Origin of the sequence: Bordetella tumbae (assembly GCF_965139195.1) — a bacterium.
In the GTDB taxonomy this organism is placed as follows: Bacteria; Pseudomonadota; Gammaproteobacteria; order Burkholderiales; family Burkholderiaceae_B; genus Bordetella_A; species Bordetella_A tumbae.
Genome location: NZ_CBCSJH010000004.1, coordinates 146,823 through 162,205, shown reverse-complemented (window position 1 = coordinate 162,205; position 15,383 = coordinate 146,823). Strand labels below are relative to the sequence as shown.

General features: G+C 57.7%; 14 protein-coding genes. 8 read left to right on the top strand and 6 right to left on the bottom strand.

The genetic code is table 11. The annotated features are described in order from the left end of the window. Nucleotides 1-162: 162 nt before the first annotated feature. Entirely contained in the window at nucleotides 163-2,574 is a 2,412-nt protein-coding gene (locus tag ACNA0J_RS07585; RefSeq protein WP_415818049.1) for a TonB-dependent siderophore receptor, read from the top strand. A gap of 30 nt (nucleotides 2,575-2,604) precedes the next feature. Here the strand turns inward: ACNA0J_RS07585 and ACNA0J_RS07580 are convergent, their stop codons facing one another. After that, nucleotides 2,605-3,327: a FadR/GntR family transcriptional regulator gene (locus ACNA0J_RS07580; RefSeq protein ID WP_415818047.1), complete on the bottom strand. Its 723-nt coding sequence runs from the start codon at nucleotides 3,325-3,327 to the stop codon at nucleotides 2,605-2,607. 22 nt (nucleotides 3,328-3,349) lie between these two features. Further along, entirely contained in the window at nucleotides 3,350-4,273 is a 924-nt protein-coding gene (locus ACNA0J_RS07575; protein WP_415818045.1) for an NAD(P)-dependent oxidoreductase, read from the bottom strand. An 83-nt stretch (nucleotides 4,274-4,356) separates the two neighbouring features. Here ACNA0J_RS07575 and ACNA0J_RS07570 point away from each other — a divergent pair, with 83 nt between their 5' ends. Together ACNA0J_RS07570 and ACNA0J_RS07565 are read left to right on the top strand one after the other, a co-directional pair. Next, a complete protein-coding gene (locus ACNA0J_RS07570) occupies nucleotides 4,357-5,148 on the top strand; it encodes an HpcH/HpaI aldolase family protein (RefSeq protein WP_415818043.1) in 792 nt (263 codons plus the stop codon). Between the two features lie 76 nt (nucleotides 5,149-5,224). Continuing rightward, on the top strand, nucleotides 5,225-6,232 hold the full coding sequence (locus tag ACNA0J_RS07565) for a tripartite tricarboxylate transporter substrate binding protein (RefSeq protein WP_415818041.1): 1,008 nt from the start codon (nucleotides 5,225-5,227) through the stop codon (nucleotides 6,230-6,232). Nucleotides 6,233-6,393: 161 nt separating this feature from the next. Here ACNA0J_RS07565 and ACNA0J_RS07560 read toward each other — a convergent pair whose 3' ends face one another. Next, a complete protein-coding gene (locus tag ACNA0J_RS07560) occupies nucleotides 6,394-7,644 on the bottom strand; it encodes a flavin-containing monooxygenase (protein WP_415818039.1) in 1,251 nt (416 codons plus the stop codon). A 433-nt stretch (nucleotides 7,645-8,077) separates the two neighbouring features. Here ACNA0J_RS07560 and ACNA0J_RS07555 point away from each other — a divergent pair, with 433 nt between their 5' ends. The 5 genes from ACNA0J_RS07555 to ACNA0J_RS07535 all read left to right on the top strand — a co-directional run bounded on the left by ACNA0J_RS07555 (nucleotide 8,078) and on the right by ACNA0J_RS07535 (nucleotide 12,432). Continuing rightward, on the top strand, nucleotides 8,078-9,199 hold the full coding sequence (locus tag ACNA0J_RS07555; RefSeq protein ID WP_415818037.1) for an ABC transporter ATP-binding protein: 1,122 nt from the start codon (nucleotides 8,078-8,080) through the stop codon (nucleotides 9,197-9,199). A gap of 3 nt (nucleotides 9,200-9,202) precedes the next feature. Continuing rightward, nucleotides 9,203-10,201 carry an NAD(P)H-quinone oxidoreductase gene (locus ACNA0J_RS07550; RefSeq protein ID WP_415818035.1) on the top strand — a complete coding sequence of 333 codons (999 nt, stop codon included), beginning with the start codon at nucleotides 9,203-9,205 and terminating at the stop codon, nucleotides 10,199-10,201. 66 nt (nucleotides 10,202-10,267) lie between these two features. Further along, nucleotides 10,268-10,885: a glutathione S-transferase gene (locus ACNA0J_RS07545; RefSeq protein WP_415818209.1), complete on the top strand. Its 618-nt coding sequence runs from the start codon at nucleotides 10,268-10,270 to the stop codon at nucleotides 10,883-10,885. 74 nt (nucleotides 10,886-10,959) lie between these two features. Beyond that, nucleotides 10,960-11,448 carry a type II 3-dehydroquinate dehydratase gene (locus ACNA0J_RS07540; protein WP_415818033.1) on the top strand — a complete coding sequence of 163 codons (489 nt, stop codon included), beginning with the start codon at nucleotides 10,960-10,962 and terminating at the stop codon, nucleotides 11,446-11,448. Between the two features lie 12 nt (nucleotides 11,449-11,460). Further along, entirely contained in the window at nucleotides 11,461-12,432 is a 972-nt protein-coding gene (locus ACNA0J_RS07535; RefSeq protein ID WP_415818031.1) for a 2-hydroxyacid dehydrogenase, read from the top strand. Nucleotides 12,433-12,497: 65 nt separating this feature from the next. Here ACNA0J_RS07535 and ACNA0J_RS07530 read toward each other — a convergent pair whose 3' ends face one another. The 3 genes from ACNA0J_RS07530 to ACNA0J_RS07520 form a co-directional block, all read right to left on the bottom strand. Beyond that, nucleotides 12,498-13,319, bottom strand: coding sequence for an ABC transporter permease (locus ACNA0J_RS07530; RefSeq protein ID WP_415818029.1), 822 nt, complete (start codon nucleotides 13,317-13,319; stop codon nucleotides 12,498-12,500). Nucleotides 13,320-13,321: 2 nt separating this feature from the next. Further along, nucleotides 13,322-14,176: an ABC transporter permease gene (locus ACNA0J_RS07525; protein ID WP_415818027.1), complete on the bottom strand. Its 855-nt coding sequence runs from the start codon at nucleotides 14,174-14,176 to the stop codon at nucleotides 13,322-13,324. 94 nt (nucleotides 14,177-14,270) lie between these two features. Beyond that, nucleotides 14,271-15,296 carry an ABC transporter substrate-binding protein gene (locus tag ACNA0J_RS07520; RefSeq protein WP_415818025.1) on the bottom strand — a complete coding sequence of 342 codons (1,026 nt, stop codon included), beginning with the start codon at nucleotides 15,294-15,296 and terminating at the stop codon, nucleotides 14,271-14,273. Nucleotides 15,297-15,383 lie beyond the last annotated feature (87 nt).

Sequence of the window (15,383 nt, the reverse complement as noted above, 5' to 3'; positions counted from 1 at the left end):
ACAAATTGGCTTGCAAGAAATCGCGGCGTCATTCGGCCTCCTTGGTATCCGTGAACATTGACGATCACCGTCCGTTTCAATATGCCGCTCCGACACCTGCCCACGAAGCCAACCCTCTCGTCCTCATCCACGCGCGTTTTCCCACAAGCCAGGCTCTTGCTCATGCTGAGCACGACCATGTCGTTCAATCTGGCGCCGCTCGCGACCCACGCAGCCCCCGCAGCGGAGTCGGTCGCCGTACGGACCTATCAGGTTGCAGCGGGCCCGCTGCTGCCCGCGATCAATCAGTTTGCCTCCGAGGCCGGCATCGCGCTGACATTCGACGCCAATGCGCTGCAAAACGAGACCTCGCCGGGCGTACAAGGACGCTACACGGTAGACGAAGGCCTGCGGCGAGTGCTCGCTGCATCGAGCTGGCAAGCACGGCGCAGCGCCAACGGCGCCTATGTGCTTGAAAGAAAACCCGTGCCTCGCAGCAGCGGCGACGTCACGCTGGCTCCTGTGACCGTGACAGCCTCATCCATGGCGTCAACCGAAAACTCGGGCAATTATGGCGGCCATACGACCTCGGTATTCAAAGGCGAGACATCGATCCGCCAAACACCGCAGCCTGTCACCATCATCTCGCGCCAGTTCATCGACGATCGCGACATGCCGGACCTGCACGACGTGATGCAGAATACGCCGGGCGTCACAGTGGACTACACCGACAGCGAACGCGTCACCTACTACTCGCGCGGTTTTCAGATCGACTCTCTGCAGATCGATGGTTTGAACGTCTACCAATCGGGCTCGACCTTTATTCAACCCGATACGGCCGTTCTCGATCGCGTCGAGGTGCTGCGCGGTGCAGCCGGCATTCTACGTGGATCGGGTAACCCATCGGCCACCGTCAACCTCGTCCGTAAACGCCCCACGCCTGAATTCCAGGCCGGCGTCAAACTCATGACAGGCTCGTGGGATCGCAACCGCGTCGAGGCCGACATTTCCAGCCCGCTGAATGAATCCGGCAGCCTGCGTGGCCGCGTCGTCGCTGTCTTAGACAACAAAGATTTTTTCCAGGATGCGCGCGAAGAAAAACGCCGTGTGTTCTATGGCGTGCTCGAAGCCGATTTGACGGACAACACCACCCTCACCGCGAGTTTCCAACACACCGAACTCAAAGCCACGGGCGCATGGGGGGGACTGCCTCGGGATTTTGATGGCAGCTCACTGCATTTCTCGCGAGACACCTATCTGGGCGCCGCGTGGAATCATTGGAACCGCTACAACCAGCAAGCCTCGCTGGAACTGGAACACCGCTTTGATAACGACTGGAAAGTCAAAGCCAGTGCCGCCAACACGCGATTCCGTTATTTCGATGGCGGTTTCAAGCAGAGTTACATCACGCGCGCCAGCACGACAAACCCGTATTTGTATAACGTGACGACATCGGTCTATCCCGACTCCGCAAGCGATCAAAACGCGCTCGCGCTCGTGGCCGATGGTCCGTTGGCAATGTTCGGCCGCAAACATCACCTGACCGTCGGCCTGGAAAGCAACTACACCCGTACCACCGGGTCGAGCGGTTACTTCAATCTCGGCCCCCTGAGCAACATCGACATCCGCGACTGGGATCCCTATACCAGCTACCCCGAACCAACCGATGAAACCGCTGGCTCCTATTACGAAGCCACGAATAACATCGTCAAACAACAAGCCGCCTATGCCGTAGGCCGCATTTCAGTCACGGATCCCTTGACCGTTCTGCTGGGCGCGCGCGCCACATGGTGGGATTACAAAGTCCCTGGCGATTCCGACAGCAACTACAGTATCGATCGAGAGATCACCCCCTATGTCGGCCTGATCTACGACCTGAACGACAACTTCAGTCTCTACAGCAGCTATAGCGAGATCTTTGTGCCGCAAGACGCCTACGATGCGACCGGCAATCTGCTGGACCCCATCACCGGCGAAGACTACGAGGCCGGTTTGAAGGGCGAATTCCTCGATGGCCGCCTGAATTTCAGCGCGTCGGTATTCCGCATCAACAACACGGGCCGCGCGATGGACGATGCCAACAGCGCCAATCCCTGCCTGCCAAACTACCCCAACGGCTACTGCAAAGTCGCAGGTGGCAAAACGCGCAGCCAAGGCTGGGAACTGGAACTGACCGGCGAGATCACGCCGAACTGGCACATCATGGCCGGCTACACCAACACCCAGACCAAATATGTGCGTGATGCGTCCGACACCAACATCGGGCAACCCATTCGTACCCTCGATCCCCGCCACCTGCTGCGTCTGTTCACCACCTATCGCTTCCCCGGTACCTTGCACGGCCTGACCATCGGCGGCGGCGTGCAGGCACAAAGCAGCACCTACGCCACCAGCCGAGGCATCGAAGCCCGCCAGGGTGGCTATGCCGTCTACAACCTGATGGCCAGCTACGATTTCAACGAAAACGTGCGCCTGCAGTTAAACGTCAACAACGTGTTCGACAAGGTGTACTACCGCAAGGTCGATGCGACAGGCATCAGCAATTACTACGGCGATCCGCGTAATTTCATGCTGTCGCTAGGCCTGCGGATGTAAGGGGGACACCGGCCGTCCCAGCGCCGCCCGCTACGGCAGGCAGCGCTGCAGACAGTTGGCCATATGCGCGTGGGCGGCATCGCGAGCCGCCTGCCCATCACGCCGGCAAATCGCTTCCATAATGGCGTGATGTTCCTGCATGACCGCATCCTGATGCTCTACCCATGCCTGATCCTGCCGGGATCCTTTGATGCTTTCCCGGATATAGCCGCCCAGGAAATCGAGGAACGATCCAAACAAGGCGTTGCCTGCGGCCTCCGCGATCGCGCGGTGAAACACGATGTCCGCACTCACCCCATCACCGCCGGCTTCGATATCGGCCTGCATCGCCGCATAAGCATCGCGAATCGCCGCGAGTTGTGCATCGCTGCCCCGTTCGGCAGCCAAGGCGGCCGCCTGCATCTCCACGCCAGTGCGCAATTCGAAAATCTGCTCTGGACCAATGGCCGGCTGATCCTCCGAAGCGCCCGAAGGCGTAATCCGAAACGGCCGCATGTGTGCTGACTTGCTGACGAACGCGCCGGCGCCTTGGCGCGTTTCCACGATGCCGTCGGCCTTGAGCGTGGAAATCGATTCGCGCACCACCGTCAAGCTGACACCGAATCGGCGCGCCAGTTCTTGCCCCGTGGGCAGCTTTTCGCCGGGCTGAAATTCGCCCGCGTTGATCACGTCCAGCAGCGCCTTGCTGAGCTTGTCGGTCAGCGTGCTGCCTTTGCTCAGTTCAGTGCCGATGCCGGGCTCGCGTAGGGTCATGGATTACCTAGGTTTCAGGGTTTTAAGCAGATTTATTGCCGTTCATTTTATTCAGACTTTGAATCAGATGCGGCACATACCGCTCGCCCAGCCCCACATTGTTGGCCACGGCATAGCTGTTATGCACCACGCCCGCCACAGCGGACACCACCTGCGCATCGCTCGCCATACGCGTGTAGTACTGCATGTCCTTTAACGCGTTTGCCAAGGAAAAGCGGAATAGCTGATCATTGCCTTCGGCCACGAATGCGCTCAAGCGCTGAAACGCCGTACTATTCGCGCCGCCAGAGCCAATCACACCACATAGCGTCTGCAGATTCACGCCCGTCTTTTGCGCGCAAGAAAACGCCTCCGCCAACACTGCCGCGTTGCTCAACACCACAAACTGATGCAACAGCTTCACACTGTGGCCTGCACCTACACCGCCACACTCGTATATCTGGCGCGAAAACGACGACAACACATCGCGCACCTGATCCAACACCGCGGGGTCCCCGCCTGCCAACAGGTTCACTTGCCCTTCTTCGGCTTCCTTCGGCGTCCCCGTCAGCGCGGCATCCAGAAAATGCGCCCCTGCGGTCTCTAGAGCCGCAGCGATACGCCGGGAGGATTCTGGCAATGAGGTCGAGCAGTCCACCACCACCGTGCCGGGACGCACCTGCGACAGCAAGCCAGACGGGCCGAATATGACTTCTTCCACCTGCGGCGACCCCGTGACGCAAATGATCACGACATCACATTGCGCAGCCACACTGCCCGCGGTATCCAGCACGGTCGCCCCGGCCTCCAACAGGTCAGTATTGCGCTCGCGCGCCGCCGGACTGCGCAGCAACAACGACACCAGATACCCGTGTGCCAGCGCGTGCTTTGCCAGACCGTGGCCCATCAGGCCCACACCAATAAAACCCACGCGGCGTGAATCTTTGGGGGGTTGGGGTAAACCCATACTCGTATCCTTTTCGTCTTATGGTTTAATTCTTTAATGGTTTAATTGTTATCATAAAACTTTCCTTCCCACGAGACAATCACATGCGCACCAATCCACTGATCGCCCGATTGAAAACGGGCGTACCAGCCCTCAATGGCTGGCTGACACTAGGCAGCGTCGCTGTCGCCGAAGCCATGGCTCATCAGCCTTGGGACAGCCTGACCATCGATATGCAGCATGGATTGTCGGATTACGAAACCACGGTGCAGATGTTGCGCGCCATCTCCACTACCAACGTCACCCCTATCGTGCGCGTACCGTGGCTGGAGCCCGGCATCATCATGAAGATCCTCGACGCGGGCGCCTACGGCATCATCTGCCCCATGGTAAACACGCCCGAGCAATGCCAGGAATTCGTCAGCTATTGCCGGTACGCCCCGGTGGGCGCCCGCAGTTTCGGACCCACGCGCGCGCCCTTGTATGCGGGAGCGGACTACTGGAAAGGCGCGAACGACAACGTGCTGACCATCGCCATGATCGAAACCAGACAGGCACTGGAAAACCTGGACGGCATTCTGGCCGTACCGGGTTTGAACGGCGTCTATATCGGCCCTGCCGATCTGAGCCTGTCGCTGGGCTTTGATCCCGTCGATGACCAAAGCACGCCCGAGGTATTGGCCGTCATCGAAGATATCCGCACGCGCGCACAACAGGCCGGCAAATTCGCTGTCATGCACTGCTCGCCTATCGAATACGCCGTGTACATGGCGGACAAAAAATTCGAGATGCTGACCGTCTCCAATGACGGCCGTCTGCTCGCTATCGCGCAACAACAATTATTCGCCCAATTGGACCAGGCTCGAGCCAAGCAGGCTGCCGCCCCGGCTTATTAAACACAACGCCGGCTCGTCCACTTCTCAAGTGCCACGCTAGATGCGCACGGACCGGCTCTATTTTTCAGGAGACAACATGCCTTATTCATTCGTCGGACGCGCAACCGGATTCGCGCGCAAACTCGCACAAACCACGGGACTGGCCGCTGCATTGCTTGGCATATGTGCCGCCCCTGCCGCCCATGCAGCCTACCCCGACAAGCCCATCCGCATGATCGTTCCGCAACCGCCGGGCGGGTTCAACGATACCGTGGGCCGTTTGCTCGCCAAGAAAATGTCGGACGCCATGGGGCAGCCCGTGCTTGTTGAAAACCAACCTGGCGCAGGTTCTCAACTAGGCACCACGAATGCAGCACGATCGCCTGCGGACGGCTACACCATTCTGGTCGTCTCCTTTGCCTATGGCACCAACCCCGCGCTGCGTAGCAATCTGCCTTACGATACCGCCCGTGATTTCACGCCGTTGATTTTCCTGGGCCAGACGCCGAACCTGCTCGTCGTCAACAGCGCATCGCCGTACAAATCGTTGGCAGAGGTGCTGGACTATGTGCGCAAACATCCAGGCAAGCTCAGCTACGCCTCGTCCGGCGTCGGCTCGTCACCTCACCTGTCCATGGAAATGCTGAAATCCATGGCGAAAGTAGATCTCGTGCATATCCCCTATAAAGGCGGTGCGCCGATGGCCACCGACCTGTTGGGCGGCCAAGTCGACATCATGTTCGATAACACGCCCAACCTCATGCCCTACGTCACGTCGGGCAAGATGCGTGCATTGGCGGTCACCAGCGCCGAACCCTCGCCCTATGCGCCTGGTGTTCCCACCGTTGCACAGGCAGGCGTCCCGGGCTATGCCATGACAGCTTGGTACGGTCTGGTCGTGCGCTCTGGCACACCCGTTGAGATTGTCGAGAAACTCAACACAACATTGAATGCCATCCTGAAAGAAGAAGACGTACGCAAAATCTTTGCAGCACAAAGCGTCGAGCCGGTTGGCGGCACATCCGAGCAATTTGGTCAATTTCTGAATGGGGAATTCACGAAATGGGCCAAGGTCATTAAAGACGCAAATATCACGGCTGATTGAGACTTGCCTGATTTAACCTTGGTTTACACGGGCAATTCCTGCGGCTTCGCATCCTCGTAAGCCGTGCGAATGTACGGTTAGCGTTGACAAAGCCGCACGCCATCAGGGCTCCAATCACACGACTTGGAGCCCTGATTATTTAACCTACAGATCAAGCCAACCTACTCTTTTGTATACGCCAGATATTCCATACGCACCGAAATGTGGTCAGCAATAAACTTGGCATCATGCCAAACCCCCCAGATAAATGATGAAGACCGGTTGGTGAGATTCGGCAAACCCAAAAAGTAAATACCCGTCTCTGCCGAGATGCCACGCTTATGCAAAGGCTCGCCCTTGTCATTAAACGCATCGACCTCCAGCCAACTGAAATCAAACTTGAACCCCGTCGCCCAAAGCACGGTCTTGATGCCCGCCTCAGCCAGGTTCAATTCAAGCAACGGGTTCTTCAGGCACTCTGGATCTTCCAACAGTTTCCAGGCCTCCGGCTCCGGAGGCAGATCCAGGCCATTGCGTTCGATAAACGCATCGGCCTCTCGCAACACTTCAAAATAATCCTCATCGCCTTGTGCAATGTTGCGTCCCAGGCCTTCTTCAAAGCTCACGATGCCATTCTCATAGCCTTTGGTAATGCCGACCAGAGTGATACCCATCTGTGCCAGCCGACGGAAATCAACGGTTTTCCCTCCCTCATAGCCACTGACCGCAAAAGCCACATGGGTTCGTTTCGGCTTGGTTTTCACCTCATCCCACATCCCTAGCGCGGCCAGCCACCATACATAGTCACGCTGACGATAGGACCGCGGAGGACGATAATGCTCGCCGACCGACAGATAAACCGTTTTTCCTGCCTGGCGCAGCTCTTCCGCGATCTGAGAGCCAGAGGCGCCTGCGCCAACCACCAAGACCGCGCCGTCCTCTAACTGCCCCGGGTTCTTGTACGCCGAGGAATGAAGTTGCTGAATACCCGTACCGTCAGGAATAATTCTGGGGTAGCTCGGCACCTGAAACGGCCCCGTCGCAACGACCACATGCATCGCATCGATCACGCCATCCGTCGTAGTCACCGTAAACCCCGGACGACCATCATTACGCTTGACGTGTTTCACCTCTACGCCGGTGCGAATCGGCGCCTTGATCATTTTTGCGTAGTCTTCAAAATACTGTGCCATACGCTCTTTGGGCGGAAACACCTCGGGGCCAACATCGTCGAACTGCAAACTCGGGAAACGATCGTGCCAGGCCGGTCCGTTGGCCACCAACGAATCCCAGCGTTCTGAACGCCAGCGCTCAGCAATACGCTTGCGCTCCAGCACAATGTGAGGGATACCCAATAAACCGAGATGCTCGCTCATCGCGACGCCAGCCTGACCGGCTCCAATCACCAGCGTATTGATTTTTTCAACTGACATTTGTTTATTTCCTAAATAGAACCGAGAGCTCTCTCTCGAACCCAACACGAAAAACGCGGGCAATGACTCAAGTCGCACAAAAAGACTCGATCACGGGTGGAATGCAGTGTGATCAAACTTCCGCTTTTTGATAACTTCGTTTTTCGGACGCTGGGCTTAGGAAAAAGCAAATACCCCTCGCGCCAATGCGCATGCACCATTCGCTGCACAGCCGTGTCATAGCCGAATGGCGTCAGACAGATATCACCGGGCCTGGGAGACGTTTCGTTTTTCCGATGAACCGCATCAGTATCCCCAAAGCATTCCCGCCGGGCTTTTCCCGTATTCTGCAACACAGCCACTGATCATTGATCGTCCCGGCGGCAGATCTCATCCGCGAGCGGAAGGAGACCGCCTGGGGCGAAGCAACGTTTCCTTGAGAGCCAGATTGCACATGCAGAACAGTCCCTTATCCCAGGAGTCGCCCATTGCTGTCAGCCTAGAGGGCGTGGTGAAAAAATATCGCGAACAGACCGTTCTGCATGACATCTCGCTCAAGATCCGGCATGGCGAATTTTTGACGTTGCTGGGCCCCTCTGGCTGCGGCAAAACCACCTTGCTTAACATCATTGCCGGCTTTGTCCCCGTCGATAATGGCGAGATTCTCATTGATGGCAAAGTCATCACCGACCAACCGCCGCACAACCGCGAAATCGGCATCGTCTTTCAGAACTATGCACTCTTTCCGCATATGACCGTAGAGCGCAACATCGGCTATGGCCTGCGCATGCGCCGCGTTCCGTCCGGGGAAATCACCCAGCGCGTACAAGAGGTCATGGCCCTGGTCAAACTGGATGGCCTGGGTCAACGCAAGCCGCGCGAGCTGTCAGGAGGCCAACAACAGCGTGTCGCGCTCGCGCGCGCGCTGGTCATTCATCCCAGGGTACTGCTGCTCGACGAGCCTTTCTCCGCCTTGGACAAAAGCCTGCGCGGCGCCATGCAAGTCGAGATCCGAGAAATCCAACGCAAACTAGGCGTCACGACCGTCTTTGTGACGCACGATCAGGGCGAGGCACTGAGCATGTCGGATCGTATCGCCGTCATGTCCGGCGGCGTCATCCGGCAAATCGCCGCGCCTGATACGCTCTATCGCCATCCCCAGGATCCGTTCGTCGCCTCGTTCCTGGGTGACGTCAATATCCTGCCGGCTTACTACCATGGCTCAGACGCTGGCGGTCTGCAACTGCGCCTGGGTGCGAAGCTGCTGCGCGTATGCCGGGAACGTCTGGTCGGCGGGTCGCACGAAGGGGGACGCCTGGATATTTATGTCAGGCCAGAACAGATCCGCCTGGAAAACCTGCACTCGGACTCCGTCCTCAGCGGCACCGTGGTCAACCACGTTTTCCAAGGGGATCACATCGACTCCTACTTCGATGTGGATCTGCCGGTCGCGGGTCGTCAACGTGTCATGGTGCGTAGCGCCGGCCTGGACGCGATGCATCAATGGCCCATCGGCGCAGTTGCCGGGCTCGCTCTGCCGAGCGACGGCATCAGTGTCTTTCAAGCAGGGCGATAAGCCATGAAAAATCCTCCCACCACCATGCACGCCGTTGTTGCCCGCGAGCCGGGAGACGCCAGCGTTCTCACCCTGGCAGAACGGCCCGTGCCAACGCCGGCTGCTGGCGAAGTCCTGCTGCGCGTACTCGCAGCAGGAGTCAATCGACCCGACATCATGCAGCGCCAGGGATTTTCCAAGCCCGCCCCGGGTATCACCGACGTCTTGGGTCTGGAAGCCTGCGGCGAAGTCATCGCCTGCGGGCCTGGCGTCCCGCAACATCTGCTCGGTAAACGGCTGATGAGCTTGCTGCCAGGTGGTGGGTATGCGCCGTGGTGCGTCGCGCGCGTAGACCATTCGCTGCCCGTTCCCGACAACCTGGACGATATTTCTGCCGGCGCACTACCAGAGGGCCTGTTCACCGTCTGGCACAACCTGTTCGAACTCGGCCAATTGACCATGGGCCAAACCGTACTGATCCATGGCGCTGCCGGCGGCATCGGCACCCTGGCCATCAGCATGGCCCGCGCAGCTGGCGCCAAGATCATTGCGACCGTGGGCCGTAGCGACCGCGCCCCTGCCCTGCACAAGATCGGTGCAGACCACACCATCTGCTACCGCGACACGGACTTTGTCGCAGCCTGCCTGGATCATACCCAAAGGCGCGGCGTCGATGTGGTGCTCGATGTCGTTGGCGGCGATTATGTGCGGCGCAATCTACAAACCTTGGCTTTTGGCGGACACCATGTCAGCCTGTCGTTTCTACAAGGCTCCTCGGTGCAAATCGAATTGCTCACATTGATGCAAAAGCAATTAAGCCTGCATTCGTCAACCATGCGCCCTCAGAGCGCAGACGAGAAAGCCCGTATGGCCAGAATCATTGCCCAACGGGTCCTGCCCTTGATCGCTGACCATCGAATCCTCCCACGCGTGCACGCCAGCCTGCCGCTGTCCGAGGCTGCCCGCTCGCATGAGCTGCTCGAAAACGGCGACGTGTTCGGCAAAGTCGTGTTAGTCCCATAGTCTCGTCTCTGTCCTGCAACCATCACCTCGACAAGACCACCGCCAGATTGGAGCGCTCCTCCTATGATGCAACTCCTATATGCCCCCACGTCCCCCTTTGTACGCAAGGTCATGGTCTGCGCACACCTCACGGGCCTGACTGATCAAATCCAATTTCTCGACAGCGCGGCCAACCCCATCAAACGCGATGCGCGCATTGCCACGCACAACCCCTTGGCCAAGGTTCCCACATTGATCTTGGACCATGGACAGTCACTATATGACAGCCGCCTCATCTGCGAATACTTGGCTAACCTGGCCGGCGATACCCGTCTCTTTCCCCATGAGAGTTCCCAACGATGGCCAGCGCTCATGCGCCAGGAACTGGGCAATGGCTTGTTGGATGCAGCCCTGCTGGCCCGTTACGAGTTGACCGCCCGCCCCGTTGAAAAGCAATGGACGGCCTGGCGCGAGGCCCAACTGGTCAAGGTTACCGCTTGCCTGAACGATATCGAAGCACAGGCATCCACACTCTCGATAGACGTCCCGACCATCGGCGAAGTCACATTGGGATGTGCTCTGGGCTATCTGGATTTTCGCTTTCCCGAGATCGACTGGCGTGCCGACCGCCCACAGGCCAGCCGTTGGAACGAGGCCTTTCAGAGCCTGCCTGCCATGCTCGCCACCATCCCCCGTGACAGCTAGCCTCGAGCTACCGCCTGCTCTTGACGACAATGACCGCATCGCCCCCCCAATGCCGAGGCCCCGAGGAATAGCCCATGAATACGCCTGCACAGATTTCCCCCTCCTCACCCGACACCACCGAGACCACAGTCTGGTTTCTCAACGGCCCCAACGCCAATCTGTATGGCCTGGACACGAATCAAGTTTATGGCTCTGAGAGTTTTCCCGTCCTGCAGCAGCGATGCGAGCGTAAAGCCGCGGCACTGCAGATGGCGCTGCACTTTGTGCAGTCCAACCATGAAGGGCAATTGGTCGACTGGATCCAGCAAGCGCGCGGCACGGCGCAAGGCATCATCATCAATGCGGCGGGTCTGACCTATTCCTCGATACCCATTCTCGACGCGCTGCTATCCTTTCCCGGCCGCATCATTGAAGTCCACATGAGCAACATCTGGCGGCGCGAGAGTTTTCGCCATCACTCGTATATTTCCAAGGCTGCCGATGGCGTCATCGCCGGCCTCGGCGGCGAAGGCTACGAACTCGCTCTCGAAGCCATGGCGCGCCTCATCCAGCGCCCAGCCTGAAGGACAATTATCATGCCCCAGCGCTCCCCCCTCGCCCCCGCGACCATGCCGTCGGGGGATCTTGTTTTCTACAGTGAATTCGATGACTTCATCGTTTGGAAAAATGCCCTTCAGGCACAACTTCCCACGCTGCGCATTCTGCAGGCCAGTGAAATCACCGACCCGACCCGTGTACATTTCTCGTTAGCGTGGAAGCCGCCGGAGGGCTTTTTCGACGAGATGAGCAGCCTGCGTCTGATCATCAATCTGGGCGCAGGCGTAGACTCGCTCGTCGGCCGCGGGGATTTACCCGCTGGTGTACCCATTACGCGGCTCACCGATCCTCACATGGCTCGCATGATGGCGGGCTATGTACTCTTTGCCACGCTACGCTATGCCAGGGATATCCCTCACTTTGAGCAAGCACAGCGGCGTGGCGAATGGGCCTATCGCCACCCTCGGTCTGCCGAAGACATCCGCGTCGCCGTCCTGGGCCTGGGCGAGTTGGGCGCCTATGCCGCCAATGAGCTGCAACGCCAGGGGCTGACGGTGCTAGGCTGGTCCAGACAGCCTCGGCAGCTTGCCGGCATCCAGTGTTTTGCTGGCCTGGAAACACTCGACACGGTTCTATCCCAGGCCGATATCCTGGTCGTCATGTTGCCGCTGACGCCGCAGACGCAGGGCCTGCTCAGCCGCGAAAAACTCACGAGGCTTCCCAGAGGCGCCGCCCTGATCAACGTCGCTCGGGGCGCCCTGATCGATCAGGATGCAATGACCGACCTGCTGAACAATGGTCATCTTGGCGCGGCTACGCTAGATGTTTTTACACGTGAACCACTGCCTGCGGACCACCCATTATGGCGCATGGACAATGTGCTGATCACACCGCACCTCGCGTCCGTCGCCATTCCCTCATCTGCTGCCGCGCAGATCGCAGAAAATATCCTCAGGGTCTCCAGAGGCGAACAACCCAACAATCAGATCGACCCATTACGCGGTTACTGAACTGCGGAATGAACTGCGGCCAAAAGGAGGCGAAACTTCCGCCTCCTTTTTTCTCGAATGTTGCCCTACTGATTGTCCTCGATATTCAACACCCGGCCGAGGCCCAGAAAATAATTGGCAAACGCCAGCAAACTGGCAGTCACCGCAATGTAGACCACCGATAACGCGGCCAATGTCGGGTCTGCGAACTCGCGCACATAGTTGTACATCGCCACAGGGAGCGTCTGTGTGTTTTGCGTCGTCACAAACAGCGATGCCGTGAACTCACTGAAAGACATGATGGCGGCAAACAGCCAGCCGCCAAACAATCCGGGCGCCAGCAAGGGGATCGTCACCGTCAACAGCACCTTGAGCGGCGACGCCCCCAAACTCGCCGCCGCCTGCTCCAGGCGTTCATCCAGATTCTCCATCGAGACGTAAACGCTACGCAATACAAAAGGCAGCACCAGCATCACATGGCACAAGATCACCAATGCATAGCCGCGATCCACCCTGAACTGCGCCACCAGAATCAGCAGGCCCAACCCGAGAGTAAAGTGAGGGATCACCAAAGGCGAAAGCAAGATCGCTTGCAGGGTATCTTTCCCCGGAAACGCCATCCGTTTCACTGCAATCGCCAATCCGGTTCCAATCACCAAAGCAATCAGTGACGACCAGAACATGACTATCAGGCTGGCACGAAATCCGTGTTGAAAGTCTGCGTACGTAAATACCCGGATGAACCATCGCCACGACCACGTCTGCGGAGGAAACGTCAATAGCGCCTTGTCGTTGAACGACGCCATCGTCACCACCACCACTGGCAATAAAACAAAAGCCAGTATCAGACATACAAGCGCCGGGGCCGCCACGCGCAACGGCAACGGCAAAGAACTTCGAATCTTCATGGTTAATGACCTCCCACTGCCTTGAGCCGTCGTGTCATTCGACCAAGCCCCCATAGCGCCACCGCCGTCAACGCCAGCCCAGCGACACTCAGACTGGCAGCCAGCGGAAAATTCATCGAAGAAAAACCAAGTTGGTACACCAGCGTCGACACCGTCGGTACGCGCCCGCCGCCTATCATTTGCGGCGTGGCGAATGCGCTGAACGTCCATGCAAACGCCGTCGTCACACTTGCCAGGATGCCCGGCATCGACAAAGGCAAAGTCACCGTCAGGAAAGTCCGAATCGGCCCCGCCCCTAGACTCTGAGCAGCCTTTTCGTAATCGCGATCAATATGCGAAATCGCGGTGGCCAGCATCAACACCACAATGGGAATCGTGACATGCACCAGCGCGACCAGCACGCCCAAGTGCGTAAACATCAGCTCAAGCGGCCATTCAATCAACCCCAACTTTCGCAGCATCGTATTAATAAAGCCAGTGTTCCCCAACACAATGATCCATGAATACGTGCGCACGATCTCACCCAGAAACAAGGGTGTGACCGAGACAATGAGGATGAAAGACTTCAGCGCACGATTGCGCACTCTGACCATTGCATAAGCCAATGGATACGCCACCAGCAACGATAAAACCGTCGTCTCTGCACTTAACAGCAGCGTATTCCAGAAGGCGTCCAAATAAATCGGTTTGTTCAACCCAGTGAAATTGGCCAGCGTCAGCCCACCGACATCCAGCGAGCCCGGCACGTACGTGCGCAGGCTGTACTGAAATACCGTCACCAACGCCACGCAGATGCAAAACGCCACCAAAACCGCCGGAGACACCAGCCATGCTCTTAGTCCGGAACGTGTGTCCATAACTCGAATGATCTTCCGTCTACGTTGTCCTATATCGGAACGCAGATACCCCGGCGACTGGGCGGCCGGGGCATCATCTCATGCGCTGACACCATCAGTTCATGATGTTTTCGGTAAACCACTTGCGCCATTCGGCCGTTTTCTCGGCGCGCAATTTGTCGTCAATCACGATGGCCTGAGTTGCCCACTGCTCTTTAGTCGTGAATACGCCAGGCAACGCCGCGTCTTCGGATGAAACCTTGGCGTTATCCACCACAGGGCTGGCCTTTTTATAGGCCACGATCTTGGCTTGCACGTCGGGCGACAGCGCGATGTCCATGAATTTGTAGGCCAAGTCGACCTTTTTCGACCCCTTCATGATGCCCATGGAATCCACGCCCAGAACCGCTCCCTCTTTGGGCATGACTACCTTGATAGGTACGCCTTGACCTACCATGTGATAGGCATTCATCGACAACAGGATCTGCACAGGCGTTTCACCGGTGGAGATCAACTGCTGGCTATTGGCATCGTTGGTGTAAAAAGCCTTGAAATTAGGTTTTAGTGCCTTGAGTTTGTCCTGACCCTTTTCCCAGGTGCTGGCATCGCCGCTGGACAGAATCGCAGCAATATCGATAATGTGGCTGGGATCGAAATCAGGCGAAGCAATTTTCCCCTTTAGTTCCGGATTCCAAAGGTCATTCCAACTATTGAACGTGATGCTCGACGGCACCAGATCAGGGCGATAACCAATGGTGTATACGTAAGCCCAACTGCCGATGTGATACGGACTGATTTTGGCGCGGTCGACCAAATGCGAATAATTCGTCAGCTTGCTTGTGTCCAGCTGTTCAAACAACCCTCCATTGACGTATAGCCAGCCGATATGGGATGTTGTAAACGTCAGATCGCTCTCGGGGGTAGTGGCCAACTTGGCTTTATTCAGCCGGTCTATCGTACCGCCGGTGATGTATTTGACCGGCACACCTGTCTGGCGAGTGAACTCCTTGCCGATGTTCTCGTCTATCAGATCCCGAAAGCTGCCGCCCCAGGTGCTGATCACCAATGCATCCTCGGCCTGTACGGCGCCCGCAAACAATACGCTGGATAAAACCCCAGCCGTCAAGATTTTTTGAATCATTGCATACCCCTTGTAGTGTGTATAGATGCGCCAGAATTTCCGAGTGGAGCAGCACCAATAATGCGAGAGACACGCTAGTGGGCCAAT